Source organism: Tabrizicola oligotrophica, assembly GCF_011008935.1.
Taxonomy (GTDB): Bacteria; Pseudomonadota; Alphaproteobacteria; order Rhodobacterales; family Rhodobacteraceae; genus Tabrizicola_A; species Tabrizicola_A oligotrophica.
In genome coordinates, this window is sequence record NZ_JAAIVJ010000014.1 from 1 (window position 1) to 25,460 (window position 25,460).

The 25,460-nt window shown below is 62.8% G+C and carries 21 protein-coding genes, 1 tRNA gene and 4 pseudogenes; 22 read left to right on the top strand and 4 right to left on the bottom strand.

The genetic code is table 11. The features are described from left to right. The first annotated feature begins 47 nt into the window (after nucleotides 1-47). Nucleotides 48-124: transfer RNA gene (locus G4Z14_RS16105), tRNA-Met, on the top strand. 600 nt (nucleotides 125-724) lie between these two features. Then, nucleotides 725-988: pseudogene (locus tag G4Z14_RS16110) on the top strand (transposase); the annotation flags it as partial. Between the two features lie 231 nt (nucleotides 989-1,219). Here G4Z14_RS16110 and G4Z14_RS16115 read toward each other — a convergent pair. Beyond that, the gene (locus G4Z14_RS16115; RefSeq protein ID WP_227751806.1) at nucleotides 1,220-2,305 is read right to left on the bottom strand and encodes an IS110 family RNA-guided transposase; all 1,086 of its coding nucleotides are present in this window, start codon (nucleotides 2,303-2,305) and stop codon (nucleotides 1,220-1,222) included. 81 nt (nucleotides 2,306-2,386) lie between these two features. On the opposite strand from G4Z14_RS16115, the pseudogene G4Z14_RS16120 reads away from it, so the two are divergent. Further along, a pseudogene (locus tag G4Z14_RS16120) lies at nucleotides 2,387-3,247 on the top strand (IS3 family transposase); the annotation flags it as partial. A 37-nt stretch (nucleotides 3,248-3,284) separates the two neighbouring features. Here G4Z14_RS16120 and G4Z14_RS16125 read toward each other — a convergent pair. Next, nucleotides 3,285-3,634, bottom strand: a pseudogene (locus tag G4Z14_RS16125) (transposase); the annotation flags it as partial. Nucleotides 3,635-3,792: 158 nt separating this feature from the next. Next, entirely contained in the window at nucleotides 3,793-4,797 is a 1,005-nt protein-coding gene (locus G4Z14_RS16130) for a LacI family DNA-binding transcriptional regulator (protein ID WP_227751807.1), read from the bottom strand. Nucleotides 4,798-5,153: 356 nt separating this feature from the next. Here G4Z14_RS16130 and G4Z14_RS16135 point away from each other — a divergent pair, with 356 nt between their 5' ends. The 19 genes and pseudogenes from G4Z14_RS16135 to G4Z14_RS16225 all read left to right on the top strand — a co-directional run bounded on the left by G4Z14_RS16135 (nucleotide 5,154) and on the right by G4Z14_RS16225 (nucleotide 24,124). Then, a complete protein-coding gene (locus G4Z14_RS16135) occupies nucleotides 5,154-6,749 on the top strand; it encodes an extracellular solute-binding protein (RefSeq protein ID WP_164627573.1) in 1,596 nt (531 codons plus the stop codon). A 105-nt stretch (nucleotides 6,750-6,854) separates the two neighbouring features. After that, nucleotides 6,855-7,715 (top strand): carbohydrate ABC transporter permease, encoded by an 861-nt coding sequence (locus tag G4Z14_RS16140; RefSeq protein WP_164627575.1) that lies wholly within the window; start codon nucleotides 6,855-6,857, stop codon nucleotides 7,713-7,715. Next, nucleotides 7,712-8,611 carry a carbohydrate ABC transporter permease gene (locus G4Z14_RS16145; protein WP_164627577.1) on the top strand — a complete coding sequence of 300 codons (900 nt, stop codon included), beginning with the start codon at nucleotides 7,712-7,714 and terminating at the stop codon, nucleotides 8,609-8,611. The genes G4Z14_RS16140 and G4Z14_RS16145 overlap by 4 nt, the downstream gene beginning before the upstream one ends. After that, nucleotides 8,608-9,696 (top strand): ABC transporter ATP-binding protein, encoded by a 1,089-nt coding sequence (locus G4Z14_RS16150; RefSeq protein WP_164627579.1) that lies wholly within the window; start codon nucleotides 8,608-8,610, stop codon nucleotides 9,694-9,696. The genes G4Z14_RS16145 and G4Z14_RS16150 overlap by 4 nt, the downstream gene beginning before the upstream one ends. A 3-nt stretch (nucleotides 9,697-9,699) precedes the next feature. Further along, nucleotides 9,700-10,701, top strand: coding sequence for an ABC transporter ATP-binding protein (locus tag G4Z14_RS16155; protein ID WP_164627581.1), 1,002 nt, complete (start codon nucleotides 9,700-9,702; stop codon nucleotides 10,699-10,701). A gap of 15 nt (nucleotides 10,702-10,716) precedes the next feature. After that, nucleotides 10,717-11,808 carry a Gfo/Idh/MocA family protein gene (locus tag G4Z14_RS16160; protein ID WP_164627583.1) on the top strand — a complete coding sequence of 364 codons (1,092 nt, stop codon included), beginning with the start codon at nucleotides 10,717-10,719 and terminating at the stop codon, nucleotides 11,806-11,808. A gap of 14 nt (nucleotides 11,809-11,822) precedes the next feature. Further along, nucleotides 11,823-12,737 carry a sugar phosphate isomerase/epimerase family protein gene (locus G4Z14_RS16165; RefSeq protein ID WP_164627585.1) on the top strand — a complete coding sequence of 305 codons (915 nt, stop codon included), beginning with the start codon at nucleotides 11,823-11,825 and terminating at the stop codon, nucleotides 12,735-12,737. A 55-nt stretch (nucleotides 12,738-12,792) separates the two neighbouring features. Then, the gene (locus G4Z14_RS16170) at nucleotides 12,793-13,980 is read left to right on the top strand and encodes an aldose 1-epimerase family protein (RefSeq protein WP_164627587.1); all 1,188 of its coding nucleotides are present in this window, start codon (nucleotides 12,793-12,795) and stop codon (nucleotides 13,978-13,980) included. A gap of 14 nt (nucleotides 13,981-13,994) precedes the next feature. Continuing rightward, nucleotides 13,995-15,098: a fatty acid desaturase family protein gene (locus G4Z14_RS16175; RefSeq protein WP_164627589.1), complete on the top strand. Its 1,104-nt coding sequence runs from the start codon at nucleotides 13,995-13,997 to the stop codon at nucleotides 15,096-15,098. Nucleotides 15,099-15,101: 3 nt separating this feature from the next. Next, on the top strand, nucleotides 15,102-15,416 hold the full coding sequence (locus G4Z14_RS16180) for a MocE family 2Fe-2S type ferredoxin (protein ID WP_164627591.1): 315 nt from the start codon (nucleotides 15,102-15,104) through the stop codon (nucleotides 15,414-15,416). A 1-nt stretch (nucleotide 15,417) separates the two neighbouring features. Then, nucleotides 15,418-16,218 carry a 3-methyl-2-oxobutanoate hydroxymethyltransferase gene (locus tag G4Z14_RS16185; protein ID WP_164627592.1) on the top strand — a complete coding sequence of 267 codons (801 nt, stop codon included), beginning with the start codon at nucleotides 15,418-15,420 and terminating at the stop codon, nucleotides 16,216-16,218. 385 nt (nucleotides 16,219-16,603) lie between these two features. Continuing rightward, a pseudogene (locus tag G4Z14_RS16190) lies at nucleotides 16,604-17,176 on the top strand (IS3 family transposase); the annotation flags it as partial. A gap of 316 nt (nucleotides 17,177-17,492) precedes the next feature. After that, nucleotides 17,493-18,716, top strand: a complete 1,224-nt coding sequence (locus G4Z14_RS16195; protein WP_227751808.1) for an ABC transporter substrate-binding protein — start codon at nucleotides 17,493-17,495, stop codon at nucleotides 18,714-18,716. 72 nt (nucleotides 18,717-18,788) lie between these two features. After that, nucleotides 18,789-19,808, top strand: a complete 1,020-nt coding sequence (locus G4Z14_RS16200) for an ABC transporter ATP-binding protein (RefSeq protein ID WP_164627594.1) — start codon at nucleotides 18,789-18,791, stop codon at nucleotides 19,806-19,808. Beyond that, entirely contained in the window at nucleotides 19,805-20,695 is an 891-nt protein-coding gene (locus G4Z14_RS16205; protein ID WP_164627595.1) for a carbohydrate ABC transporter permease, read from the top strand. Before G4Z14_RS16200 ends, G4Z14_RS16205 begins: the two co-directional genes overlap by 4 nt. A gap of 3 nt (nucleotides 20,696-20,698) precedes the next feature. Further along, nucleotides 20,699-21,538 carry a carbohydrate ABC transporter permease gene (locus G4Z14_RS16210; protein ID WP_164627596.1) on the top strand — a complete coding sequence of 280 codons (840 nt, stop codon included), beginning with the start codon at nucleotides 20,699-20,701 and terminating at the stop codon, nucleotides 21,536-21,538. A gap of 20 nt (nucleotides 21,539-21,558) precedes the next feature. Continuing rightward, entirely contained in the window at nucleotides 21,559-22,434 is an 876-nt protein-coding gene (locus G4Z14_RS16215) for a sugar phosphate isomerase/epimerase family protein (protein ID WP_164627597.1), read from the top strand. Beyond that, nucleotides 22,431-23,222 (top strand): 6-phosphogluconolactonase, encoded by a 792-nt coding sequence (locus tag G4Z14_RS16220; RefSeq protein ID WP_164627599.1) that lies wholly within the window; start codon nucleotides 22,431-22,433, stop codon nucleotides 23,220-23,222. The genes G4Z14_RS16215 and G4Z14_RS16220 overlap by 4 nt, the downstream gene beginning before the upstream one ends. Next, on the top strand, nucleotides 23,219-24,124 hold the full coding sequence (locus G4Z14_RS16225) for an ROK family protein (protein WP_164627601.1): 906 nt from the start codon (nucleotides 23,219-23,221) through the stop codon (nucleotides 24,122-24,124). Before G4Z14_RS16220 ends, G4Z14_RS16225 begins: the two co-directional genes overlap by 4 nt. On the opposite strand, the gene G4Z14_RS16230 is transcribed toward G4Z14_RS16225, so the two are convergent. Next, entirely contained in the window at nucleotides 24,112-25,332 is a 1,221-nt protein-coding gene (locus tag G4Z14_RS16230; RefSeq protein WP_164627602.1) for an ROK family transcriptional regulator, read from the bottom strand. The two genes, G4Z14_RS16225 and G4Z14_RS16230, sit on opposite strands and share 13 nt — an antisense overlap. Nucleotides 25,333-25,460: the final 128 nt, after the last annotated feature.

Genomic DNA, 25,460 nt, shown 5'->3' on the forward strand with positions numbered 1-25,460 from the left:
CAAACCCTTCCCAAAATAACCCGGAAGGGACCGCCGAAAGGCAATGGCGCGGGGTGGAGCAGCCCGGTAGCTCGTCAGGCTCATAACCTGAAGGCCGCAGGTTCAAATCCTGCCCCCGCAACCAAAATTACTAAACATATCAGATGCTTAGAGCCCGACGTAAACGGTCGGGTTTTTGCTTATGCAAAACGTGTCAACGCCATGTCAACGTTTTACGAGCGCCGTACCAAGCGGACGCCAGCCCACGCTGTGGAACACTTTCTACGTGCTCGTAGTGAAATATCCTGGTGGGGAGTGAGCCTGCCAACAACGCGGAAACGAACTCATCCTTGGGAACCTTTGTCGCGTACTTGCGCCAGACGTTCGTGATTGGAGGAACACACCAAACATGATCGTCGTTGAAGTCCAGGAAGACGAGCTTAGTGCTCTCGTCCCAGCGTCGAGTAATCTGAGGTACCCGCCAATTGAATGGGACCACGTCCTGCCGGGGGCCAGACCGCTCATGAAACCGAATCTGCGCAAAGAAATCCAGGTCCCGCTTTAAGCGTGTTCCATCTGACCTGCCCCCCGGTCGTCCCTCGTTCATAACGAGAGTCCTTGGGGGTGACAGGCATCGGTTTTGGGTCTGGCAAGCGCGCCGGGCGCGTTGCCATGGTAATCCCCCCCGAAAGTAAGGGGCTGCATAAGTAGAATTTTCTCGGCAAGATGAACGAGGAGATTCTGAATGAAGACAAGCAGATACACTGAGGCGCAGATCCTTGCGATCCTGCGGCAGGCCGAAGGCGGGATGCCTGTGGCGGAGCTGTGCCGTGAGCATGGCATGAGCAGCGCGTCGTTTTACAAGTGGCGGGCGAAGTATGGCGGCATGGATGCGTCGCTGATCAGCCAGATGAAGGCCATCGAGGATGAGAACCGGCGCCTGAAGCGGATGTATGCGGACCTGAGCATGCAGGCCGATCTGCTCAAGGAGGCTCTGGGAAAAAATGTATGGTCCGCCCCGCTATTGCAAGGTTTTCGTGGATGACGCACCGGCTTGCGTAAATGTATCCGGCCTCTGATCAGTCAGCCGCTTTTGGCGACAAGGCCTTGATGAGATCCGCCCCTCGGGTTCCAGATTAGTGGCGCGGGATACAGTCCCGTTTTTTTGCGCGTGGCTTACCCGTGGTCGATCAACCGTTTGGTCATCACGTCCCCTGCAATCGGTTCTGCGGTGAAGGGGTCAGCTCGCAACTGCGCCTTTCGACTGCAGATAGACAGTGCCAGGCTTCGTCAGGATGGCCCAGACGATGCGGGTCAGCTTGTTTGCCAAGGCGACCACGGCCTTGTTGCGGTGCATTCGTGCTTCAAGTGCAGAGAGCCAGCTTCCGAGGGCGTGGTTTGTGCGGTTCAGATGCAAAAGGCATGACCTCGCGCCGTGAATGATCAGCCGCCGCACATAACGATTGCCGCGTTTGCTGATGCCCAGCAGGGTCTGCTTGCCTCCGGTCGAATGCTCTGCCGGAACGAGCCCCAGCCACGCGGCCAGATCGCGCGCTTTCTTGAACTGCCGACCATCACCTGCAGCAGCAACAAGCGCGGTTGCACCAAGTGCTCCAATGCCCGGAATGGTGACAAGACGACTGACGGCCTCATGTTCGCTGGCATAGGCCTCGACCTTGGCGTTCACGGCTTTGATGCGCCCTTCGGTATAGGCGAGGTCATCGAGCAGCTCTTCAAGCAGCACCCGCATGGCAGGTGTCAAATCGTTCTCCGCATTCGCCAGATGCCGACGGATGTCGACATGGAAGCCACCCGCCCCGACCCGCATTGCCAGCCCATATTCGATGCAGAAAGCGCGCGCCTGATTCATCAGCGCGGTTCTTTGTCCGACAAGCCGGTCGCGGATGCGGTGAAGCGCCTGAAGATCGACCTGCTCGGGCGTCCGCACTTCGACAAATCGCATGGTCGGCCGCGTCACGGCTTCGGCGATCGCCGCCGCATCGACGGTGTCAGTCTTGTTGGACTTGACGTAGGGCTTCACGAAGCGCGCCGGGATGATCCGTGCATCATGGCCCATCGCGACAAGCCGCCAGGCCAGCCACTGCGAGCCCGGGCAGGCCTCCATGCCGATCAGCACCTTCGGCGCCGCGTCAAAGAAGGCCATCAGCGTGTCACGCGAGAACTTGGCGCGCTGGATCACGGCGCCGGCGGCGTTCAGGGCGACAACGTGGAACACCTTCTTGCCGATATCGATGCCGAAGGCAGCAGTCTCTGGACTTGGTTTGGTTCGCATCCTTTCTCTCCTTTCGTTTTTGCGATGCCGCAATACTGACGCTGGGGTGCGGGGCGGACCATCCCATTAATGACACGGCCATCCGCTGCCCGACAGCGGTTTGCGTGCAAACCGCGACAGGGTCAACGCCGCGAGATGGCCGAGAAAGCGGTGGCGCGCCACAAGGTCAGCATTGCGCTGGCTTGCCGGGCCTTCGGGGTCAGCGAGACCTGCTATCGCTATGGCCCGAAGCTGAAGGCCGAGAACGAAGAGATCGCCGATCTGCTGGTCGGGCTGACCGACGCCCGCAAGACCTGGGGGTTCGGATTGTGTTTCTTGCATTTGCGCAATGTCAAAGGCCATCCTTGGAACCACAAGCGCGTCTATCGCATCTATTGTGCGCTGGAGCTGAACCTGCGGATCAAGCCACGCAAACGGCTGAAGCGCGACAAACCTGAAGCTTTGGCCGTGCCGGATGCACCCAACATCACCTGGTCCATGGACTTCATGGCTGACCGGCTCGGCGATGGTCGCCAGTTTCGGCTGCTGAACGTGCTGGACGACTTCAACCGGGAAGGGCTGGGCATCGAGGTGGATTTCTCGCTGCCTGCCGAACGGGTCATCCGGAGCCTTGACCGAATTATCGAATGGCGAGGGAAACCCGGCACCATAAGGGTCGACAACGGCCCGGAATACATCAGTGGCAAGCTGCTGATTTGGGCCGAGGAACGCGGCATCACCATCCAGCACATCCAACCCGGACAGCCGCAGCAGAACGCCTACATCGAACGCTACAACCGCGTTCGCCATTGGGCTCGAACCAATGGCGCCTTCAATGGCTCACTCCGGCATGAATGGCTTGACCAATACATCATCGAAACCATCGAGGAGGCTCAAGACTTCGCCACGCAATGGCTCTGGACTTACAACAACGACCGCCCGAACATGGGCATCGGCGGCGTCACGCCCGCCCAGAAACTGAAAATGGCCGCATGAATTCTACCGATGCGCCCCACTAAGAATGGGGGGATTACCCCCAAGCCTGCCGGATCGACACCGCCCAATCGCTACACATCCCGCGAACCAATTCGCGCATGCGACCAGGCTTCAGATCTTTCGCCTGATCACATCCTGCAACATCTCCCGATCCAAAGTCAGGTCCGCCACGATCTTCTTCAGCCGACTGTTCTCGTCCTCGAGCTGCTTGAGCCGCTTGAGCCGCTTCATCTCGGTCGGCAGCAAACCGGCATACTTCTTCTTCCAATTGAAGTAAGTCGCCTGGCTGATCCCCGCCTTCCGGCAGATCTCCGCAACCGGCGTTCCGTCTTCGAATTGCTTGATGATGAACGCCTTCTGGGCGTCCGAGAAATTGCTCGCCTTCATCCGATTCCGCTCATCTCCCAGTCAGGAAAGCGTAGCCGAAAACTCCAGCTTCAAACGGTCCAGTTTGCGGGGATCAGATCAGCTGAGAGAGAAATTCGGGCGAGAAATCGGCGGTGACCTGTCTGATGCAGAGCAAGCGCAGAGAAGAATATTCCCGATCAGTCATCCGGAAGATTTTCGCGGAAGATGACATGCTGGCGCGGCGGGACAGGTCGGTATTCTTCGCCCCTAACGGCTGCTGAAAGCACGGCAAGCGCTTCGCGGGCCTCGACACGCGGATTCTGATCGATGACGGCATCCATCGTGCCGTCAAGGATCAGCGCCTTGTTGCCGGGCGTCGCTTCGTGCCCGATCAGCACGATCCGCCCGGAGAGGCCGCGGTCTTTCAGCGCCCGGCCAATGCCATAGCTGCCGCCACCGACGTTGTAGATCGCGGCAAGGTCCGGGTGGCGGTCGAGCAGCGCCAGCGTTTCGCGGTAGGCCTTCTCGCGGTCGTCCAGCATCTCGCGGACTTCCACCACCTCGACACCGGGAAATTCCTCGTGCAGCACCTGCCGGAAGCCCATCTCGCGCTCCTGATGCCCGCGATACGAAAGCGAGCCGGCAAACAGCGCGACCTTGGCTGCCGTCTGGCGCAGGAACCGGCCCATGACATAGCCCGCCAGCCGCCCGGCCTGCCGGTTGTCGGTGCCGACATAGGCCACGCGGGGAACGTTCTGGATGTCGGAACACAGGGTGACGATCTGCACCCCCGAGGAGGCCAGCTTGCGCAGCGCCTCGCGCACGATGGGATGGTCCAGCGCGATGACCCCCAGCCCGTCGATCTGGCCGTTCAGCTCGGAAAGCCGTTCCGAAAGCACCGCCGGGTCAAAGCCCTCGATGGTCTCGACCTGGGTTGCAACGCCGGCAAAGGCCTGCGCCTGCTGCTCGATCTGCGCCCGCAGCATCTTGATGAAGGTGTTGGTCCCCTGCGGCAGAAGGAAAGCCAGCCGCAGATCCGGCTGCTGGGCTGGGCCTGAGATCAGGCCAAGGCGCCGTGCCACCGTCAGGACATGCTGGCGGGTGTGTTCCTTGACGCCGGGGCGGTCGTTCAGCACGCGGTCGACAGTCGCCGACGAGACGCCGGCTTCGCGTGCAATGTCGGCAAGTCGGGTGCGCAGCATCTTGGCGGTTTCCTTTTTCGACAGATAAGACTCAGGGCATCGGGCGGTCAACCATCCGAGCCTCATTTTCAGCAATCAAAATGATGCCATTTCAATCATTTTGCAGCCACTCTTGTAACAAACCACCGGGCACCCAAGCCCGAAGCCATGAATTTCTTTGCCAACATGGCGATTTACCGCCTCTGACCCCGCGATTCTAGCGTGCTCGGCGGCCATCCAAGGCCATACTTCCCGCGATATGATCGGATTGCAAAATCAAATTGATGTTCATTGCGCAATTTTTTGATTGACTTGCTTGCTGAGTCCCCAGCATACATTTGACATCAGCTCCGGGAGAGGGCTGCAGGGAGGATTTCATGATCACTCGTCGCATGACGCGGCGCGGGTTCCTTGGGACCGGCGCTCAGATGGGAATTGTCGGAGCGGGCGCGCTGTTTGCCCCGCGTTGGGTAGGGCAGGCCTGGGGCCAGGACCTTGCCGCAGGCATGATCGGCGGACCCACGGGGTTCGACGGCTGCGAAGCCTATCAATACGGCCCGGACACCCCCGAGGGCCGCGCCATCGAGGGCGCCAAGGCCCTGAAGGGCGCGGGCAAGGTTGACAAGATCGTCCTCGGCCTGTCCGACGGCTCGATCGGGCAACTGACCCAGCCCTTCCCGGCGGGCGCCCCTTCGATCAAGGAGTTGTGGGAGCGGGAAACCGGCATCACCATCGAGATCGTCGGCCTGCCGAACGGGCAGGAATTCACCAAGACGATGCAGGACATTTCCACCGGCGCGGGCGGCTTCGACATCTACTCGACCGACTGGAACCGGCTGGGGGATCTGGCGGAATCGGGCGGGATCGCCAAGCTGGACGATTTCGTCGCCCAGTACAAACCCGAATGGGACGACGGGGCCAGCGGCTATGTCGGCGGCGCGCAGGGTGTCGCGCTGTTGAACCAGTATCGCGGCTCGACCTATGGCGTGTCGCTGGATGGCGATTTCCAGAGCTGGGTCTACCGCACCGACCTGTTCGCCGACCCCAAGGAACAGGCCGATTTCAAGGCCAAGCATGGCTATGACCTTGCGCCGCCGAAAACCTGGAAACAGCTGGACGAGATTGCCGCCTTCTTCAACCGGCCCGACAAGGGCATGGTCGGCTGCTCGGACCTGCGCAATCAGGGCTGGGGCTATACCAACTGGTATCAGCGCTTCACCTCGATGGCGAACCCGAACCAGTATCTCTTTGCCGAGGACGGCACGCCGCTCATCAACTCGGCCGAAGGCGTGGCGGCGACGACGGAATATGTCGCCTCGCTGTCCCACCATTCGCCGGATGCGATCAGCTGGGGTTGGCCCGAGCAATACGGCTCGTTCGGGGCGGGCAACACGGCGATGACCTGCGCCTTCTCGAACCTGCCGAAGTTCCTCGACAATGCCGGCAATACCGGCTCGGTCGTCACCGGCAAGGTCGGCTCGATGCTGCCGCCGGGCCGCGAGGTTGGCGGCGGGCTGATCCGCCGGTCGGTCTTGTGGTTCTCGCTGACCGGCATGGTCTCGGCGCAGTCGAAGAACGCCGAGGCGGCCTATCTCTTGCTGCAATGGCTGGGCTCGGCCCGGATCTACGCCTGGATGACGGCGAACCCCGGCGGCTATTTCGACCCGTTCCGCCTGTCGGACTTCTCGGACAAGCTCGTGCGGCAGACCTATCACGATTACCATATGGACATGGTGCGCGAGACGGTCGCCCGGACGGTGCCGACGATCAACTATGCCGGGGCAACCGCCTATCACAATGCGCTGGACGAAAACCTGATGGCCGCGCTCACGGGCGCCAAGACCGCCGAACAGGCGATGGCCGATGCCTCGGACGAATGGGCAAAGATCACCCGGCGCACCGGTGAGGACAAGGTGATCGAGGCGATCAAGGCCAGCCGTGCCGGTTGGCCGACGCTGGTCGACCCGATCTGACACCAGACTGACCTTGAAACTTTCCCCATGGCCGGACCTCCCGCGGCTGTGGGGTAACCGGGGGTTGCAATCCGCGCCCCCGGACCTTTTGGCACGAAGATCGAGATGCAACGCTCCCTGCCCTTCCAGCTTTTCCGATATGCCGCCATTGCGCTGGCGCTGGCGATCACGCTGGTGCCGATCCTGTGGATGGTGTCGATGGCCTTCAAACCGTTCAGCGAATGGCAATCCGCCGGCGCGAACCTGACCTGGATCCCGAACGCGCCCACACTGGACAACTTCCGCTTTCTCTTTGGCGACAGCGGCTCTGACCTGATCGTGGCGCTGGACCGCACGGCGGGCAAGCCGATCCTGTCCTCGCTCTTGTCGGCCACCATCGGCACCGTCATCGCCATGACTGCCGGAACCGCCGCCGCCTATGGCCTGTCGCGCTTCGGCTCGGGTGCCAACCTGCCCTTGGCGCTGATCCAGCTTCGCCTGTTCCCGCCGATGGCGGTGATGATCCCGGTGATGATGATGTGGGCCTTTCTGGGCCTGATGGACACCTGGTGGGGTCTGGCGCTGATCTATGGCATCGTCACGCTGCCCTTCGCCTTCTGGCTGATGAAGACCTTCTTCGACGACATGCCGAAAGAGATCGAGGAAGCCGCGCTGGTTGAAGGCTGCTCGCGGCTGCGGGTCTTTACAAGGGTGACGCTGCCGATGATGGCCGCCCCTCTGGCCGCCGCTGCCCTGTTCGTCTTCATCCTGAACTGGTCCGACTATCTGATCGCCCTGCTGCTGACGACGCGGGAATGGGTGACCATTCCGGTCTACATGGCCTCGCTGTCATCCTCGATGACCGGGCAGCTTTACGGCGCCAAGGCCGCGCTCGGGCTGATTGCCGCCGTGCCGCCGGTGATCCTTGGGATCATGATCCAGAAGCATCTTGTCCGTGGCCTGACATTCGGAGCCCTGAAGCAATGACATCCGCACCGACCCCCGAAAAGGACGACGGCGCCGGGCTGGGCCTGCGGCTGACGCTGCCCGCGCAGGTGCTGGTGCTGTTCATCTCGTTGTTCCCGCTGCTGATGCAGCTTTACATCTCGCTGACCGACTGGTCGCCGCTCTCAGGCATGGCCTGGCCGCGCGCCTGGGAGTTCTGGAACACCTTCGCCAATTACCTCGACCTTGTCAGCGATGACCGGCTCTGGTCGGCGCTGGGGCGGACGGCGCTGGTCATGGCAGTCTGCGTTCCGCTGGAATTCGGCCTTGGTCTCGCGCTGGCCACGCTGTTCGTCGATGACTTTCCGGGCAAGCGCGTGGCCTATTCCATCCTGATCATGCCGATGATGGTGGTGCCCGCCGTGGCCGGCTACATGTTCTTCATGCTGTTCCAGTCCGGAGGGCCGGTGAACGACATCCTGTCATGGTTCACCGCCGAGCCAGTCAGCATCGCCTGGCTGTCCGACCCGACCCTGGCCCTGATTGCGGTCATGGCGGCCGACATCTGGCAATGGACGCCGCTGATGTTCCTCATCCTCCTGGCCGGGCTGGTCGGCGTGCCGGATGACCAGATCAAGGCGGCAACCCTGCTGGGGGCCTCGCCGGTCCAGCGCTTCCTGACCATCGTCATCCCGCGGATGAAGACGATCATCGTCATCGCGCTGGCAATCCGCTGCATCGAGGCCTTCAAGATCTTCGACACGCTCTACATCATGACCGGCGGCGGGCCTGGCGTGGCCACCGAAACGATCTCGGTCTACATCTACAAGATCACCACGCAGGACCTGATCTGGGGCTATGTCGCGGCGATTGCGCTGGCGATCCTTCTGGTCCTGTCGCTGCTGGCGGTCTGGGCGATGCGGAGGATGGCGAAATGAGCGCGATCCACCTGCAGGGGCTGGTCAAGCGGTTCGGGCAATTCACCGCGCTGAAAACCATGGATCTTGCCATTGCCGACGGCGAGTTCATGGCGCTTCTCGGGCCGTCGGGCTGCGGCAAGTCCACCACGATGAACATGATCGCCGGGATGGAGCGTCCCAGCGAGGGGCGCATCCTGTTCGGCAATCAGGACGTGACCGGCCTGCCGATGGGCCGGCGCGGGGTGGGTTTCGTGTTCCAGAACTACGCGATCTTCACCCATATGACGGTGCGCCAGAACCTGAGCTACGGCTTGCGGATGATGGGCCGACCGGCATCCGAGGTTGCCAGCCGCACCGGCACCATGGCCGAGATGCTGGGTCTGACCGCCTTGCTGGACCGCCCCGCCGCCGGGCTTTCGGTGAACATCCTGCAACGGCTGGCGATCGGACGGTCGGCGGTGATGGAGCCGGCGATCTTCCTGCTGGATGAACCGCTGTCCAACGTCGACGCCGCCTTCCGCGCCGTGATGCGCACCGAGCTCAAATCCTTGCAGCGCCAGTTCCGGCAGACCATGGTCTATGTGACCCATGACCAGCTGGAGGCGATGACCATGGCCGACCGGATCGCCGTGATGGACCACGGCGTGCTGCAGCAGGTGGGCACGCCGCTGGAGGTCTACAATGACCCGGTGAACACCTTCGTCGCCCGCTTCATCGGCGCGCCGGGGATGAACCTGTTGCCGGGCCGCTTGCTGCAGCATGCCGGGGGGCTTTGCGTCGATCTCGGGCCGCTCGGCATCTCGGCCCCGCTGCCTGGCCCGCTGGCCGCCGCTGCCGCCAGCGCCCCTGCGGAGGTCATCTATGGCTTCCGCCCCGAGGAGGTGCAGCTTGACCCGGCCGCCCCGCTTGGCCTGCCGCTGACCGTGACCGAGCGGATCGGCGCGCGGAGCATCCTGCATCTGGGCGAGGGCGAAACGTCGGTCCGGGCGGTGTTCCAGTCAGGCGAGCCGCTGCCCGAGGCGGGTCTTGTCCGCTTTCAACCCGCCGCCGCGGCGGTCAGGCTGTTCGATGCGGCGACGGGCCGCGCGATCCGGGGAGTGTGAGAGATGGCCGAAATCACCTTCGACAATGTCTCCAAACGCTTCGGCGCCACCGTGGCGGTCAATGCGGCCAGCTTCACCGTCCGCGACAACGAGTTCTTCTGCTTCTTCGGCCCGCCGCTGTCGGGCAAGACCACGCTGTTGCGCCTGATCCTCGGGCTGGAGGTGCCGGACGAGGGCCGCATCCTGATCGACGGCAAGGATGTGACCCGGACCGGACCGGCGGCGCGCAACATCGCCATGGTGTTCCAGAACCTCGCGCTGTTTCCGCATATGACCGCGCGCGACAACGTACGCTTTCCGCTGGTCGAACGCGGAGTCCCTGCGGCGCAGATCACCGCCCGGCTGGAGGAAGTCGCGGCCAAGCTGCACATCGGTCATATCCTGCACAAGCATCCCGGCCAGCTTTCCGGCGGCGAGCGCCAGCGGGTCGCCATCGCCCGGGCGCTGGTGCGCGATCCGGCGGCCTATCTGATGGACGACCCGATCTCGGCGCTGGATGCCCGGCTGCGCGAGGAGGCGCGGGTCGAGCTGAAGCGGATGCAGCGCGAGGCGGGCCGCACGCTGATCTATGTGACCCACGATCAGGAAGAAGCGATGTCGGTCGCTGACCGCATGGCCATTCTGGAGCAGGGCGTCATCCGCCAGATCGGCACCCCGGCCGAGCTTTATGACCGCCCGGCGACCTCATATGTCGCGCAGCTTCTGGGCGCGCCGGTGATGAACCTGATCCCGCCGGGCCTGTTTGCCACCCGTCCGGGGGCTGCACTGGTCGGCGTCCGGCCCGAGGATCTGCGCGTGACACCCGATCCGGCGGGCCGCGCCGAGGTGACCGGCGTGGAACCGCTGGGCGGCTATACCGTGCTGACCCTGCGCGCGGGCGAAAGCCAGTTGCGCGTGCTGCTGCGCGGCCAGCCCGCCTTTGCGCCCGGTCAGCGCCTGCATCTCGATGCCGCCGAGGAGCGGCTTCACCATTTCGCCGCCGACGGCCATCGGCTGGCCGGTTGACACAGGGAGACTGACATGAGTGACGCACTGGGTTTCACACCCGACCCGCCGGTCCGCACGAAAGGGCTGAAGATCGGGGCCATCGGCGCGGGCATGATCATGGCCGAATGCCATCTGGCCGCCTACAAGGAGGCCGGCTTTACCGTGGCCGCCATCGCCAGCCGCACCAAGGCCAAGGCCGAAGCGGTCGCTGCGCGCTGGGGCATTGCCAAGGTGCATGACACGCCCGAGGCGCTGATCGCCGATCCCGGCATCGAGATCCTCGACATCGCCTATCCGCCCGACCAGCAGCCCGCGCTGATCCGCGCCGCGCTGAAGGCGCCGCATATCAAGGGCATTCTGGCGCAAAAGCCACTGGCCCTGACCCTGGCCGAGGCGATTGCCCTGCGCGACGAGGCGGCGGCAGCCGGCAAGATCCTTAGCGTCAACCAGAACATGCGCTACGACCAGTCGATGCGGGTGCTGAAAGAGATCCTCAATTCCGGCGCCATCGGCACGCCGGTCTTTGCCCAGATCGACATGCACGCCATCCCGCACTGGCAGGATTTCCTGAAGGGCTATGACCGGCTGACCCTGTCGAACATGTCGGTGCATCACCTCGACGTGCTGCGCTTCCTTTTCGGCGATCCGGACGAGATCACCACCCAGACCCGCACCGACCCGCGCACCAGCTTCCCCCACAAGGACGGCATCACCGTCAGCACCCTGCGCTTCCCCTCGGGCGTGCTGGCGGTCAGCCTTGAGGACGTCTGGTCCGGCCCGCGTGGCGAGGGCTACAAGGACGACCAGCACATCAGCTGGCGCGTCGACGGCACCGAGGGCGTCGCCAAGGGCACCATCGGCTGGCCCACCGGGGCCGCCTCGACGCTGAGCTATGCTTCCACCAGGACCACCGGCGGCGAATGGGTCAGCCCGACATGGGACACGATGTGGTTCCCCCATGCCTTCGTCGGCGTGATGGAACAGTTGCAACACGCCGTCAGCACCGGAACGCCGCCCGCGCTTTCGGTGGCCGACAACGTCAGGACCGTGGCGCTGGTCGAGGCGGGCTACCGTTCGATCGCCGAGGGGCGCACGGTCAAACTTTCAGAAATTTCAACGAACTAGGGAGGAAACACATCATGCTGCACGCGGGGATCTTTACCGGATACTACCCCTACGGGCTGGAAGAAACGGCCAAGCGCATCCAGAAGCAGGGCTTTACCACGGTGCAACTGGACCTGCATTTCAAGGATGTCGACCTTGGGCCGGGCCAGATCACCAAGGACAAGGCCAAGCGGGTCCGCGACACGTTCCGCGACCACAACCTGCCGATCTGCTGCATTTCGGCCTATACCAACATCGTTCATCCCGACAAGGACGAGCGGGCCCGGCGCGTCGGCTATCTGAAAGAGATCATCCGCAATGCCCGGCAGTTCGGCACGCCCTATGTCATCTCGGAAACCGGCACCTTCAACACCGAAAGCGATTGGGTGCATCATCCGAAGAACAAGACCGAAGAGGGGTTCGAGGATTGCCGCTCGGTGATCGCCGATCTGGCGCAGACCGCCTATGACCATGGCGCGACCTTCCTTCTGGAAACCTATGTCAACAACGTCGTCGGCAGCGTCGAGGAGACGGTGAAGATGTTCGCGCAGGTCGATCATCCGGGGCTGGGCCTGCTGATGGACCCGACCAACTATTTCGAGACCCACAACATCGACCGCATGGACCAGATCCTGAATCAGGTGTTCGACACGCTGTCGCCGCATATCAAGATCGCCCATGCCAAGGACGTGAAACGCTCGGGCGACGACAAGAGCGAAAAGCACGCCGACATCGGCGATGCCGATGCGCTGGAAAGCCACACCTTCCGCGGTGTCGGCGAGATCGAGCTTCCGGCGCCGGGGCTTGGGTCGCTCAACTATGACCTCTATCTGAAGCGGCTGGCGGAAAAGCATCCGAACATCCCGGTCATCATCGAGCATTTGTCCGAAGACGACATTCCGCGGGCCAAGGCCTTCCTCGACGGCAAGTTCAAGGCGAACGGGCTGTGACGATCCCGCGGCGTTCCGGGGCAGTCCGGGGCGCCGCTTCCGGCAAGGTGCAACCATGACAATGCTTTTTGGCGAGGATCTGACGCGCGAGGCGATCCGGAGACGCTCCGGCCAGCTTCGCGCCTATGGTGGCGTCCGGCTGGTCGAGCTGGCCGACGGGCAAGAGCGCGGCATTCGCCTGCTGGAATTCCGCAGCGGCGCCGGCCTGCGCTTTACCGTCGCCGTCGACCGCGCCATGGACATCGACGAAGTCGAATGGAAGGGCGCCTCGATCGGCTGGCAGGGGCCGACCGGCCTGCGCAACCCCGCGCTGCACGAGCCCGAGGGCGAGGGCGGTTTCGGCTGGGCGCGCAGCTTCAGCGGCTTTCTCGTGACCTGCGGCATGGATCATATCCTTGGCCCCGAAGAGGTGGACGCCCGGCATTACAACTATCCCGGCGTCCAGACGGCGCGCCATGGCCTGCATGGCCGGGTGGCGAACCTGCCCGCGCGGCTGACCGGCTATGGCGAGCGCTGGGAGGGCGAGCGCTGCATCCTCTGGGCCGAAGGCCAGATCCGTCAGGCCGCGACCTTTGCCGAACATCTGGTGCTGTATCGCCGGATCGAGGTTGATCTGGGCGGCCATGAAATCCGCCTGTCCGACCGGGTGGTGAACGAAGGCTTCCAGCCCGCTCCGCACATGTTCTTTTATCATGTGAACCTCGGCGCGCCGCTGCTGGGCGCCGGCGCGCGCTATCTGGCGCCGATCCGAGAGGTTCTCTGGGCCGGGCACGAGACCCGTTACCGCGATCAGGGCGTCGGCTATGCCCGCATGTCCGCCCCGCAGACCGATTTCGCCGAACAGGTCTGGCAGCACGACACCGCCGGCGATGCCGCGGGCGAGGTGCCGGTGGCGCTGGTCAACGACCGGCTGGCGCTGGGCCTTCAGGTGACGACCCGCAAGGACCAGATGCCCTGCCTCTACCAGTGGCAGAACCTGCAGGCCGGGGCCTATGCGCTGGGCATCGAGCCTTCCACGCATCACGTGCTGGGCAATTCCGCCGCCCGCGCCCGGGGCGAGATGATCTGGCTCTCTGCCGGCGAGGCCCGCGCCTATGACGCCCGCTTCACCGTGCTGGACGGCGCCCCGGCCCTGCAAGCCGCCGAGGCGCGGATTGCCGCGATTGCGCCCCAGCCCGCCGATGACTTTCCGCCGCCTTCGGGCCGGTTCCCGCCCCTCACCGGGCGACCCCAACCCTTCTGATCCAGAGACCTGCCATGCCGAAAGACACCTTTGTCGAAAAACGCGACTACTCGCTGACCGGCCCCTCGGCGCAGCGCGCCATCGAGCTGGGGCTGGCCTCGGCCCAGTGGTATCACTCCGAAGTGCCGCGCAAGGTGATGAAAGAGCTGATGCAGCGCCGCGACGGCCCGGCGATCCGCGATACGCTGATCTGGTTTGCGCTGCTGGGCCTGTCGGCCTGGGGCGGCATCCAGTTCTGGGGCAACTGGTCCTGCGTGCCGTTCTGGGCGGTCTATGGCGTGCTGTACGGCTCGGCCTGCGACAGCCGCTGGCACGAATGCGGCCATGGCACCGCCTTCAAGACCGGCTGGATGAACGATGTGGTCTACCACATCGCCAGCTTCATGGTGATGCGCAACCCGGTGTCCTGGCGCTGGAGCCATGCCCGCCACCATACCGACACCATCATCGTCGGCCGCGATGCCGAGATTGCCTTCATGCATCCGACCTCGATCGCGCTGAACATCCTGCATTTCATCGGCGTGGTGGATGTCTGGCAATGGCTGAAGATCCTCGCGCGCAACGCGACCGGCAATCTGAACGCCGAGGAGCGCAACTATATCCCCGACGCCGAAGTGCCGAAGGCGATCTTCTGGGCCCGCGTTCATGTCGCCATCTATGCCGCAACCCTTGTCGCGGCGGTCTGGATGCAGTCCGTCCTGCCCTTCATGCTGATCGGCGGCCCGCGCTTCTACGGCACCTGGCACATGTTCATGACCGGGCTGATCCAGCATGGCGGCCTTGCCGAGGATGTGCTGGACCACCGGCTCAACAGCCGCACCTGTTTGATGAACCCGGCCAGCCGCTGGATCTACTGGAACATGAACTATCACGTCGAACACCACATGTTCCCGATGGTGCCCTATCACGCCCTGCCGCGCCTGCATGCGCTGATCAAGGACGACCTTCCCGCCGCCTGCCCCTCGATCCCCGCCGCCTTTGCCGAGATGGTCCCGGCGATCCTGCGCCAGCGCCACGAGAAGGGCTATTTCCTGCGCAAGAAGCTGCCCTCCAGCGCCCGGCCCTACCGTGAGGACTTTCACCAGACCGCCCCCGCCCGTTCGGACAAAGGGAAGTAAGACATGCGCTGGATTACCGTCTGCCCGGTCGATGACATCGACCCCGAAGATCTGGCGCCCTTCGACCACGCGGGCCAGAGCTATGCCATCTACCGTGACGAAGACGGCGCGGTCTTTGCCACCGACGGGCTGTGCACCCATGAGCATGTCCATCTGTGCAACGGGCTGGTCATGGGTAGCCAGATCGAATGCCCCAAGCACAACGGCCGCTTCAATTACAAGACCGGCGCGGCCGAACGGCTTCCTTGCGTGCGCGACCTGAAAACTCATCCCGTGCGCGTCGTGGACGGCATGGTCGAGATCGGAATGGAGGACTGACATGACACGCACTCGCCCCACGGTTGCTGACCTGCGTGCCTGGAAGGGCAAGCGCCAGTTAACCATGCTGCGCGTCTTCAGCATCGATGAGGCTGCGGCAGCAGAAGAGGCCGGGATCGACGTTGTTTCGGTTCCGCCTGAACTAATCCTGCACCCCGACTATCGCAAGGCCGCGCCGTCGCTTTTCTCTATGTCGGGCCTTGATCACCTAAGCGCCGGCAGCCGTGAAGACTATCTGCGCCTGTCGTGCAAGCTGCTGTCCGCCGGGGCCGATGCGATGTATTGCTCGGCCGGATTGGACACCGTACGCTTTTTGGCTTCGGAGTATATCCCCGTTGTGGGCCATGTTGGCCTTGTCCCCAGCCGCGCTACCTGGACCGGCGGTTTCAAGGCTGTGGGTAAGACCGCCGATCAGGCGCTGGCGCTATACAGCGAATGCCAGGCCTATGAGGTGGCGGGCGCCTTCGCCGTGGAAATCGAGGTGGTGCCCGAGGAAGTGGCAACTGAGATCAGCCGCCGGATGGACCGCCTGCTGCTGTGGTCCATGGGGTCGGGCGCGGGCTGCGATGTGCAGTACCTTTTCGCCATGGACATCCTGGGTGAACACCGGGGCAAGATGCCCCGCCACTCCAAGGTCTACCGTAACTTTGCCGCCGAGTATGATCGGCTGCAGCGCGAAAGGGTCGCGGCATTCAACGAATTCCGGCAGGATGTCGAGCGTGGCAGCTTCCCTGAAGACCGCTATATCCAGCGAATGGACCGGGCAGAACTGGAGCGTTTCCTATCGGGTCTGGGAGCCTGATCCAACAGGGTGTAATCGAAGGTTTCCTTCAAATTATTGGCGGCAAATATGGCCGCGATCCACCTGTAGCGTCACCATTTGTAGCCATGATCTACGATCGACTCGACGGGCTTCGGTCGGCCAAAGGGGGCAGAGCTGAAACAGGGTTTCAAGCTCGGATTTCCCGTTGCTTCACAGCCTCGCCATGCACCGCCAAGGCCGCGCCACATCGGTTCATCCCCAGCCGTTCCCGCATAGCCTTTACGCGCTCGGCGTAGGCCTGACGGTCGATGCACCGTTCGAGATCCTGCTCGTGGAACCGCCAGTTTTTTACCGGTGCCAAGCGGATCAGGCCCGCAGCTTCTTGCTTTTTCGCATCGGGTACGCTTTCGGGCTGAGGCCGCATCGCAGTTGCGCCTGTCCGCTGGACAAGGTGAACCGCCAGTTCCGCGTGTCAGCGCCCAACATGCTGTGGGTTTCGGACTTCACATATGTCGCCACGTGGAAGGGGTTCGTCTATGTCGCTTTCGTCATCGATGCCTATGCCCGCCGCATCGTCGGCTGGCGCGTCAGCACCTCCCCTCATGCCGGGTTCGTTCTCGATGCCCTAGAACAGGCCGTCTATGAACGCCGCCCGGTCAAGGGAATGGGGCTGGTCCATCACTCCGACCGCGGATCCCAATACCTGTCGATCAAATACACCGAACGATTGGCCGATGCAGGCATCGAACCATCGGTCGGCAATGTCGGTGACAGTTACGACAACGCCCTCGCCGAGACGATCAACGGCCCCTTCAGGGCCGAAGTCGTCCATCGTCGCGGCCCATGGCGCAACTTCGAAGCCGTCGAATACGCAACCCTCGAATGGGTCGACTGGTTCAACAACCGCCGCCTGCTCGAGCCAATCGGGAACATCCCACCCGCGGAAGCCGAAGCAAACTTCTACGCAGCTCTGGAAACCGAAGCCATGGCCGCGTAACTAACGTCAATCAGCCTCAGGCAAACCCGGCGCGGTTCACAAGGGACGATCGGGGACAGCTCACGGGCGCTGTTCAGGCCGGCGTCTTCGGATCGACAGTCGCGCCCCCTGAGCGCGCCAGCGTGGGCGAAGTCCGCTGGTGAAATATCGCATCATGGCGGAGGGCGGGGGAGCGTCAAAGCCTGAGTCACAACTAAACTCTACTTACTTGATTTAATCGTCGAGACATGTTAGGAAACCTGTATCCAGGGAGGAAGAGCCGATGATTCATTCAAAATTCAAGACATCACTTCTGTGCGGCAGCGTCGCAGTTGCAATGGCTTCTGCGGCCGGTGCTGACACTGTGTCGCTGTTCTGCAGCGCTTCGGGGGCCGAGTATCAGCTATGCAGCGATGCCGCGACTGCCTGGGCGAAAGACACCGGAAACGAGGTCAAGATCAACAAGATGCCCGCCTCTTGGGATGAGGCGCTGCCGCTCTATCAGCAACTGCTGTCGGCCAAATCACCCGACATTGATGTAATGCTGCTGGACGTGGTCTGGGTCGGGATGCTCAAGGATCAACTGCTGGATCTGAACACGGTGGTTCCGGCGGAAGAGATCGCACAGCACTTTGCCTCGACCGTGGCGGCGGGCTCGGTGGATGGCAAGCTGGTGGGGATGCCCTGGTATGCCGATACCGGGCTGATGTTCTACCGCAAAGACTTGCTGGAGAAGTATGGCAAGCCGGTGCCGAAAACCTGGGCCGAGATGACCGACACTGCGAAGGTGATCATGGAGGGCGAGCGTGCTGCTGGAAACCCCGACATGTGGGGTTATGTCTGGCAGGGCAAGTCTTACGAAGGGTTGTCATGCGATGCGATCGAATGGCTGGCGTCGTCAAATGGCGGAACGATTGTCGACGCTGCGGGTGCCGTGACGGTCAACAACGCCGATGCGATCAAGGCGGTCGACCTGGCGGCGTCCTGGGTTGACACGATCAGCCCCAAGGGCGTGTTGGACTATGACGAAGAATCCTCGCGTGGGGTCTTCGAGACCGGAAATTCGGTGTTCCATCGCAACTGGTCCTATGTCTGGGGAACCTCGCAGGGGGCGGACAGCAAACTGAAGGGTCTGGTTGGCGTGACCGCCCTGCCCTCGGGCAGCGCAGGCGGGCCGTCTGCGGGTTGCATGGGCACGGCGCATATGGGCGTGTCGAAATATTCAGCGCATCCCGAAGCGGCAGCCAGCCTGCTGCGGTTCATGACCGGCCTGTCCGAACAAAAACGCCGGACAATCGACGCGGCCTATAACCCGACGATTGCAACGCTTTACGAGGATGCAGAAGTTCTGGCCGCCGTGCCGTTCCTTGGCGACGCGAGGGCCGCCTTTGACCAGGCCGTTTCGCGGCCGTCCTCGGTGACGCTGGGCGACTATAACCAGGTGTCTTCGGCGTTCTATCAGGCGGTGCATTCGGTTCTGGCCGGCGAAACCACCGCGACCGATGCGATGTCCTTGTTGCAGGCCGACCTTGAAAAGATCAAGGCGCGCGGCGGCTGGTAACCCACATTTTCCCGGCCTGCGGCACGAGTTCTGCCGCAGGCCGTCCCCCGTATCGAGATTGGACCTGCCCCGATGGCTTCCGTTACCCTGACTGGCGCGCAGAAGCGCTTTGGCAATGTCACCGTCATTTCCGGTGTTGATTTGCAGATCGCCGATGGCGAGTTCGTGGTGTTCGTCGGGCCGTCAGGCTGCGGGAAATCGACCTTGCTGCGGATGATTGCAGGGCTGGAGGACTTCTCTGGCGGATCCTTGCAGATTGGCGGCAAACATATGGAGGACGTGATGGCCTCCAAACGTGGCGTGGCGATGGTGTTTCAGTCCTACGCGCTTTACCCGCATATGACCGTGGCGCGGAACATCGGCTTTGCCTTGGAAACCAATGGCATGCCACGCGCCGAGATTGCCCGGAAAACCCGGGAAGTGGCTGAGCTTTTGAAAATCGGAAAGCTTTTGGACCGCAAACCCCGCGAGTTGTCGGGGGGGCAGCGCCAGCGTGTCGCCATTGGTCGGGCGCTGGTTCGCTCGCCGGATGTGTTCTTGTTCGACGAACCGTTGTCGAACCTTGACGCCGATTTGCGCACCGAGATGCGCGCCGAGATCGCGCGGCTGCACAAGGAGCTGGGCGTCACCATGATCTATGTGACCCATGATCAGGTCGAGGCGATGACCCTTGCCGACCGGATCGTGGTGCTGCGTGAGGGCAGGATTGAGCAGGTTGGCACGCCGGCCGAGCTTTATGCCCATCCGGCGAATGAATTCGTCGCCAGTTTCATCGGCTCGCCACGGATGAATTTTGCCGCTGCCGCCGATGTGCCGGGGCGGGGGATGGGCGGGGCGGTCAAGCTGGGGGTGCGGCCCGAGGCAATCCTGCTTTCGTCGTCCGGGCTTGCCGCCACCCTGGAGCGGGTTGAGGACTTGGGCCACGAGCAACTGATCTATGTCCGGCTGGAAAACGGCAGGCTCTGGACGTTGCGCGCCGCCAAGGACGCTGATGTGCCGCAACCGGGGGCGCCTATCTTCCTCGACTGGCCCGATGCCGCGACCTATGGCTTTGATGCCGCTGGCCGCGCCGTGCAGAGGTCTGCAGCATGAGCCGGGTTCTGGCGCGGCGCGAGCGGCGGGCGGCGTGGCTGTTTCTGGCCCCGGCGATTGTCGTGTTGCTGCTGGTAGCGGCCTGGCCGCTGAGCAAGACGTTCTATCTGTCCCTGACCGATGCCAATTTCGGCAACCCCGATCAGTATGGTTTTGTCGGGCTGCGCAACTACGCCGATGTTCTGGATGACCGGCTGTGGTGGAAATCGCTGTCAAATACGCTGTTTTTCACCGTGGCCTCGGTGGGCATCGAAACCGTGCTGGGCATTGCGATTGCGCTGCTGCTCAATCAGGCGATCCCCGGGCGCGGCATGTTGCGGGCCTCGATCCTGATCCCCTGGGCGATTCCGGTCGTGGTGTCGGCCAAGATCTGGGAGTGGATGCTGCATGACCAGTTCGGCGTCATCAATGCGGTGCTGATCCATCTGGGGGTGATCGAGCGCGGTCTGGCCTGGATGGCCGAGCCGGGGTTGGCACTGTGGGTGATCGTCTTTGTCGATGTCTGGATCACCACGCCCTTCATGGTGCTGCTGATCCTGGCCGGATTGCAGATGATCTCGAAGGAGGTGCTGGAGGCCGCCTATGTTGACGGTGTGCCGGCCTGGCGGCGGTTTATCTCGATCACCCTGCCGCTCTTGCGCCCGTCTATCGGGGTGGCGGTGCTATTTCGCACGCTGGACGCGCTGCGTATGTTCGACCTCAGCTATGTGCTGGGCGGCAACAGCCAAAAGACCATGACCGTTTCAATCTATGCCCGCAACCAACTGGTCAGTTTTCAGCAAATGGGCCTGGGGTCTGCGGCATCGACCTGGGTGTTCTTTCTGGTGGCCTTGGCCGCGATCCTTCTGATCGGGCTTTTGAAACTGCACAAACCGGCGGAGGGCTGAACGATGCTGTCCCAACGAGCACGTCGCAAAACCGGCCAATGGGCGAAGGGATTCGCCGTCGCCCTGACCGTGATCTATACGATCTTTCCCTATTATTGGGCGATCAACTCTTCCTTCAAATCCGGGCAGCAACTGTTCGAGGTCAATCTCTGGCCAAGCTTAGATCTGGTCCATTACCGGGCCTTGATGGGTGATCCGGATTTCATCGGCAGCATCCTCAATTCGGTGATCGTCGCCAGTTCCACCACCTTCATCGCGCTGGCTCTGGCCACCTTCTCGGCCTATGCGCTGGGGCGGTTGGAGTTTGCCGGCAAACGGGCGGTGCTGCTGGCGTTCCTGTCGGTGTCGATGTTCCCGCAGGTCGCCGTGCTTTCGGGCATGTTCGAGCTGATCCGCTGGCTTGGCCTCTATAACCATGTCGGATCGCTGGTGCTGGCCTATCTGCTGTTCACGCTGCCCTTCACCATCTGGGTGCTGACCAGTTTCATGCGGGAATTCCCGCGCGAGTTGAGCGAGGCCGCGATGATGGACGGCTGTTCGCATTGGCGAACCCTGACGCGGATCTATCTGCCGCTGATGGGGCCGGCGCTGGCCAGCACCGGGCTTCTGGCCTTCATCGCGGCCTGGAACGAATTCCTCTTCGCGCTGACCTTCATCCTGACCGATGAAAACCGCACGATCCCTGTGGCGATCGGGCTGATCTCCGGCAATTCGCGCTACGAGTTTCCCTTTGGGCCGGTCATGGCGGCCTCGGTGATCGTAACATTGCCGCTGATCGTTCTGGTGTTGATTTTCCAGCGCAAAATCGTCTCGGGGCTGACCGCAGGGGCGGTCAAAGGCTAAAACAGATAACGGAAGTCGAAATGATCAAACTTGGAAATGCGCCCTGCTCCTGGGGGGTATTCTACTCCACCGGCAACACCATCACCGCCGAGGGCTATCTCGATGCGGTCGCCAGAGCGGGCTATCGGGTGACCGAGCTTGGACCCCTGGGGTTTTTGGGCGAAGACCCGGTCTGGATTGCCGATGCCCTGGCGACACGCGGGCTGGAGCTGGCAGGGGCCGCGCATGTGCATACCCTGGCCGATCCGGCGACCGCAGGCGGGCTTACGGAATCTTTGCACCGGATCGGGCGGCTGCTTGGCGCCCTTGGGTCGCGCGACCTGATCCTGATGGATGAAAGCGAATGGTATCCCGAGACGGCAGAAGGCCTTGTCGATGCCGCGGGCTGGCAGGTGGCGATGACGATGATCCGTGATGCGGACCGGCTGATGCGCGAGGAATATGGCGTCAGGCTGCATCTGCATCCGCATGTCGGCACCTGTATCGAGCGCGAGGCCCAGATCGACCGGATGCTGGAGGAAACCGAGGTTTCGCTGTGCTTTGACACCGGCCACCACGCGTTTTGGGATCAGGACGTGCTGGCCTATATGGACCGGGTCTGGGACCGGATCGGCTTCATGCATCTGAAGAATGTCGACCCTGTGGTACGGGCGCGGGTGCTGGCAGGTCAGCTTGGCGTCAACCGATCCTTCGCCGAGGGGGTGATGAGCCCGTTGCGCGAAGGCGCCGTCGATATTGCGGCCGTGATGCGCCTGCTGATCGCGCGGCACTATGACGGTTACGCCATCGTCGAACAAGACCCTGCCGAGGATGCCGCCCTGTCGCCCGATGCGCTGGCGCGCAGCAATCTGGACTATCTGACGGCCATTACGGACCGCGCGGAGCAACAGCAATGACCACGGCCAACCCCTGTATTTTCGACACGCCCGCCGCGCTTGGCCTTGCTGTGGCCCGCGACATCGCCGACCGGATCGCCGCCGCCAAAGGGCAGCGCTTCCTGCTGGGCTGCCCCGGCGGACGCAGCCCGCAGCCGGTTTACGCCGCTTTGGCAGGGCTGGTCGCGGAACGCGGGCTGGATCTGTCGGGCTTGGTCATTGTCATGATGGATGACTATGTGATCGAAACGGCCACCGGCTTTGCGCATGTCGATGCCGGGGCGCATTTCAGCTGCCGCCGTTTTGCCTGGGCTGACATTCAGGCGGTGCTGAACGCGCAGCTTGATGAAGCCTGTCGGATTCCGGCCGCCAATGTGTGGTTTCCTGATCCGGCCGCCCCGCAAGACTATGACCGACGGATCGCAGCAGCGGGCGGGGTGGATTATTTCCTGCTGGCGAGTGGGGCTGGCGATGGCCATATCGCCTTCAACCCGCCGGGTTCGCCCAAGGACAGCCTGACCCGCGTGGTGAAACTGGCCGAACAGACCCGGCGCGACAATTTGCAGACCTTCCCGGATTTCGCTTCGATCGAGGCGGTGCCGCAGTATGGCGTCACCGTCGGCATCGAGACGATCCGCGCCCAGTCGCGGGCGGTGGGCATGGTGGTCTGGGGCGCGGGCAAGCGCGCGGCCTATCGCCGCCTTGCCAGTGCGGCAAGCTATGATCCCGATTGGCCGGCAACCATCTATGCGCTCTGCGCCAATGCCACGCTCTATGCCGACCGGGCGGCCGTGGGACAGCCGGAATGACGCCGCGTTGTGCCTTGGGCGTGGATGTCGGCGGCACCAAGATCGCCGCCGCGCTGGTTGATCTTGCAACCGGCAAGGCGCTGGCCTCCCGGACCCTGGCGACGGCGGCCCAGGAGGGCGGACCTGCGGTTATCGGGCGGGTGGCACGGGTTTTGCAGGATTTGCAGACCGAAGCGCGGCGGCTTGGCCTGATGCCAGTGGGTATTGGCATGGGGCTTCCGGAGCTGGTGACCCGCGATGGCCGGGTGGCCAGCGCCTGGAACTTTGACTGGCAGGGCATTGATCTGGCGGCTGACCTGGGGCTTGATCTGCCGCTGGTGCTGGACAGCGACGTGCGCTGTGGCGCCTTGGGCGAACAGCGCTTTGGCGCCGGGCGGAACCATGCGACGTTCTCCTATGTCTCCATTGGCACCGGAATCTCGGCGATTCAGTGTATCGACGGGCAGATTCATCGTGGGGCCAACGGCTTTGCGATCCATTTCGGTAGCGGTGATCTGGTGACGGTCGGCAGAGATGGGCCGCAGGCCTTCAACCTTGAAGCCTTTGCATCGGGCGCTGGGCTGTCGGCGGTCTACGCTGCCCGAACCGGCATCGCAGGTGTGACGGCCCGCGAGATGATTGAGGGTTCGGCTGGAGCGGCGGGTTTGGAACTGATGGATCAATCCACCACTGCGATGGCCAGCTTTCTGGGGCAGATGATCAACATGATTGATCCAGAGGCCCTGATCATTGGCGGCGGACTTGGCGCTTCGGCCTCTTACATGGCGCAAATGCGGGCCAAGATTCCCGGCTATATCTGGGCCGAAACCTGCCGCGCGCTGCCTATCCTGTCCTGCCAGCTTGGCGCAATGGCCGGAATGATCGGTGCGGCATGCCTGCTGGAGCAAAGTCACGCCGGATAGACATCGGTGATCCGGCCACTGAAGCGCCAGTTGTCTTCAGGAACCGCCTGGATCGTGGCCAGAACCGGGATGGTTGCCGCCCCCAAGACCGCCGCCTGATCTTTCAGCAGCGACAGTTGCAGGCGGTCGATTTCCTGGCGCGGGCGCTCCGAGATGGTGCGGTGCAAAGGCATGGCGGCCTCCACCACGCGTCGCAGCAGGGATTCGGGCAACTGCCCGCCGATCAGGACGGTTTGCGGGTCATAGGCATTCTCGACAATGCTCATCAGCCAGCGCAAACAGCCCCCGGCTGTCACCACCCAACTGTCAACGAGATCGCAATGCCGATGTGAAAACGCCGCCAAGCCGTCCGAGGTCAGCTGTTGGGGGGGTCTTTCACCGGCAGCCGCGAACAACCCGTCGATCGACAGAATCGATTCCAGATGTTGCTCACCGTTCGCGGTTGGAATTGGAAAGCGACCGAATTCACCGGCGTTCCCCCAGGCACCGCGAAAAATCTGGCTCTCATGGATGATGCCGCAGCCAAGGCCGCGCGCGATGTGGAGATAGCAAAAGCTCTCAAGCTTTTTTCCCGCCCCGAAGGTCAGCTCTCCCAGCGCACCGGCATTGGCATCGTTCTCGACGAAGACCGGCAGCCGGCTTGATGCCGCGAGCCGGGCTTCGATCCCGAAATCACCAATATCTGCCCAAAGCGAACTTTCCACCAGATGAGCGTCATCGACGCCATGATCCACCAGCCGCGGCGACACCAGACCGATGCCCCAGATCGTCGCAGGGTTCACGCCGCTGCCTTCAATCAAGTGCTGGGTCATCGCTTCGACCAGCGTCAGGATTTCGGCGGGGTCCGTCAGGCTATGGGGTTCTTCGCAACTGAACACCAGGTTCAGACCAAAGTCGATCACAGCGCCAAAAATCCGACCGTCATCAAGGTTGATGCCGATGCCGTGGCCACAAGACGGCCGGATTGCATAGGGCAGTGGCGGCTGCCCCTTGCCGCCATAGACCTTTTCAGTGGCTTCGATCAGTCCGCTTTCTTCCAGCCCGCCGATGATGTTGGAAATCGACTGCATGGTCAGCGCGGTTTCACGCGACAGGTCTGCACGACTTAGCCCACCATGCTGGCGCAACAGGGCGATCACTGTCGCCCGGTTCAGCCGTTTGGTGTGCTCGTTGTTCTTTCCCAACTTGTGCGGGTCGAGGAACTTCATTATAAACTCAAGTAACTTGATTTTCTCTGTTGTGTCGTACGGTAGGCTCTGTCGCTGTCATATGCAAGCGGCAGGCAAGACCGGCGCAGGAGCGGAAATCTTGCCGCAACACAGGCCCGGAAGCGGTG

Bases quoted from the DNA above. Each gene is read 5' to 3' on its own strand.
- G4Z14_RS16130 (WP_227751807.1), bottom strand. From the start codon at position 4,797: ATGCTGCGCACCCGACTTGCCGACATTGCACGCGAAGCCGGCGTCTCG.
- G4Z14_RS16135 (WP_164627573.1), top strand. From the start codon at position 5,154: ATGATCACTCGTCGCATGACGCGGCGCGGGTTCCTTGGGACCGGCGCT.
- G4Z14_RS16140 (WP_164627575.1), top strand. From the start codon at position 6,855: ATGCAACGCTCCCTGCCCTTCCAGCTTTTCCGATATGCCGCCATTGCG.
- G4Z14_RS16145 (WP_164627577.1), top strand. From the start codon at position 7,712: ATGACATCCGCACCGACCCCCGAAAAGGACGACGGCGCCGGGCTGGGC.
- G4Z14_RS16150 (WP_164627579.1), top strand. From the start codon at position 8,608: ATGAGCGCGATCCACCTGCAGGGGCTGGTCAAGCGGTTCGGGCAATTC.
- G4Z14_RS16155 (WP_164627581.1), top strand. From the start codon at position 9,700: ATGGCCGAAATCACCTTCGACAATGTCTCCAAACGCTTCGGCGCCACC.
- G4Z14_RS16160 (WP_164627583.1), top strand. From the start codon at position 10,717: ATGAGTGACGCACTGGGTTTCACACCCGACCCGCCGGTCCGCACGAAA.
- G4Z14_RS16165 (WP_164627585.1), top strand. From the start codon at position 11,823: ATGCTGCACGCGGGGATCTTTACCGGATACTACCCCTACGGGCTGGAA.
- G4Z14_RS16170 (WP_164627587.1), top strand. From the start codon at position 12,793: ATGACAATGCTTTTTGGCGAGGATCTGACGCGCGAGGCGATCCGGAGA.
- G4Z14_RS16175 (WP_164627589.1), top strand. From the start codon at position 13,995: ATGCCGAAAGACACCTTTGTCGAAAAACGCGACTACTCGCTGACCGGC.
- G4Z14_RS16180 (WP_164627591.1), top strand. From the start codon at position 15,102: ATGCGCTGGATTACCGTCTGCCCGGTCGATGACATCGACCCCGAAGAT.
- G4Z14_RS16185 (WP_164627592.1), top strand. From the start codon at position 15,418: ATGACACGCACTCGCCCCACGGTTGCTGACCTGCGTGCCTGGAAGGGC.
- G4Z14_RS16195 (WP_227751808.1), top strand. From the start codon at position 17,493: ATGGCTTCTGCGGCCGGTGCTGACACTGTGTCGCTGTTCTGCAGCGCT.
- G4Z14_RS16200 (WP_164627594.1), top strand. From the start codon at position 18,789: ATGGCTTCCGTTACCCTGACTGGCGCGCAGAAGCGCTTTGGCAATGTC.
- G4Z14_RS16205 (WP_164627595.1), top strand. From the start codon at position 19,805: ATGAGCCGGGTTCTGGCGCGGCGCGAGCGGCGGGCGGCGTGGCTGTTT.
- G4Z14_RS16210 (WP_164627596.1), top strand. From the start codon at position 20,699: ATGCTGTCCCAACGAGCACGTCGCAAAACCGGCCAATGGGCGAAGGGA.
- G4Z14_RS16215 (WP_164627597.1), top strand. From the start codon at position 21,559: ATGATCAAACTTGGAAATGCGCCCTGCTCCTGGGGGGTATTCTACTCC.
- G4Z14_RS16220 (WP_164627599.1), top strand. From the start codon at position 22,431: ATGACCACGGCCAACCCCTGTATTTTCGACACGCCCGCCGCGCTTGGC.
- G4Z14_RS16225 (WP_164627601.1), top strand. From the start codon at position 23,219: ATGACGCCGCGTTGTGCCTTGGGCGTGGATGTCGGCGGCACCAAGATC.
- G4Z14_RS16230 (WP_164627602.1), bottom strand. From the start codon at position 25,332: ATGAAGTTCCTCGACCCGCACAAGTTGGGAAAGAACAACGAGCACACC.